Annotated in this window: 2 protein-coding genes; one reads left to right on the forward strand and one right to left on the reverse strand. The window is 55.5% G+C overall.

Annotated elements, in window-relative coordinates; all coding sequences use genetic code 11:
* Positions 1 to 198: 198 nt before the first annotated feature.
* Complete coding sequence (gene aac(3)-IId, locus FTV43_RS15435; RefSeq protein WP_000557454.1) at positions 199 to 1,059, forward strand: aminoglycoside N-acetyltransferase AAC(3)-IId; 861 nt, start codon at positions 199 to 201, stop codon at positions 1,057 to 1,059.
* Here aac(3)-IId and FTV43_RS16285 read toward each other — a convergent pair.
* A partial coding sequence (locus FTV43_RS16285) for a hypothetical protein (RefSeq protein WP_368856094.1) occupies positions 1,051 to 1,413 on the reverse strand: 363 nt, incomplete at its 5' end. The two genes, aac(3)-IId and FTV43_RS16285, sit on opposite strands and share 9 nt — an antisense overlap.

The raw sequence follows: 1,413 nt of genomic DNA on the forward strand, positions 1-1,413 counted from the left end.
CTAGACAAAATGACACCAAATGAGTTTTACTATGATCAGCTACCCCAACAAAACAAGGTGGCTTAACTAGAGCGGAATATCACTTATAAATACGCTTTTAGTTGTTCAAACAAGTGGGACCACCTCTATATCTCGATAGGTATAGTAGAGTGATATCTCGATAGGTATAGTGTTTTGCAGTTTAGAGGAGATATCGCGATGCATACGCGGAAGGCAATAACGGAGGCGCTTCAAAAACTCGGAGTCCAAACCGGTGACCTCTTGATGGTGCATGCCTCACTTAAAGCGATTGGTCCGGTCGAAGGAGGAGCGGAGACGGTCGTTGCCGCGTTACGCTCCGCGGTTGGGCCGACTGGCACTGTGATGGGATACGCGTCGTGGGACCGATCACCCTACGAGGAGACTCTGAATGGCGCTCGGCTGGATGACGAAGCCCGCCGTACCTGGCTGCCGTTCGATCCCGCAACAGCCGGGACTTACCGTGGGTTCGGCCTGCTGAATCAATTTCTGGTTCAAGCCCCTGGCGCGCGGCGCAGCGCGCACCCCGATGCATCGATGGTCGCGGTTGGTCCGCTGGCTGAAACGCTGACGGAGCCTCACGAACTCGGTCACGCCTTGGGGGAAGGATCGCCCGTCGAGCGGTTCGTTCGCCTTGGCGGGAAGGCCCTGCTGTTGGGTGCGCCGCTAAACTCCGTTACCGCATTGCACTACGCCGAGGCGGTTGCCGATATCCCCAACAAACGGTGGGTGACGTATGAGATGCCGATGCTTGGAAGAGACGGTGAAGTCGCCTGGAAAACGGCATCGGATTACGATTCAAACGGCATTCTCGATTGCTTTGCTATCGAAGGAAAGCCGGATGCGGTTGAAACTATAGCAAATGCTTACGTGAAGCTCGGTCGCCATCGAGAAGGTGTCGTGGGCTTTGCTCAGTGCTACCTGTTCGACGCGCAGGACATCGTGACGTTCGGCGTCACCTATCTTGAGAAGCATTTCGGAACCACTCCGATCGTGCCTCCGCACGAGGCCGTCGAGCGCTCTTGCGAGCCTTCAGGTTAGAGGCCGTCGACAATGATAATCTGGATCAACGGACCTTTCGGCGCCGGAAAGACGACGCTCGCTAAGCGGCTGCGCGATCGGCGTTCCAAATCGCTGATCTTTGACCCCGAGGAAATCGGGTTCGTGGTGAAAGAAACGGTCCCCATGCCAGCGAGCGGAGACTATCAGGATCTCCCCTTGTGGAGGGGACTTACGATCGCGGCGGTCAGGGAGATTCGAAGGAATTACGGCACTGTTGCAAATAGTCGGTGGTGATAAACTTATCATCCCCTTTTGCTGATGGAGCTGCACATGAACCCATTCAAAGGCCGGCATTTTCAGCGTGACATCATTCTGTGGGCCGTACGCTGGTAC

Origin of the sequence: Acinetobacter sp. YH16053, from assembly GCF_013417035.1 — a bacterium.
Taxonomy (GTDB): domain Bacteria; phylum Pseudomonadota; class Gammaproteobacteria; order Pseudomonadales; family Moraxellaceae; genus Acinetobacter; species Acinetobacter towneri.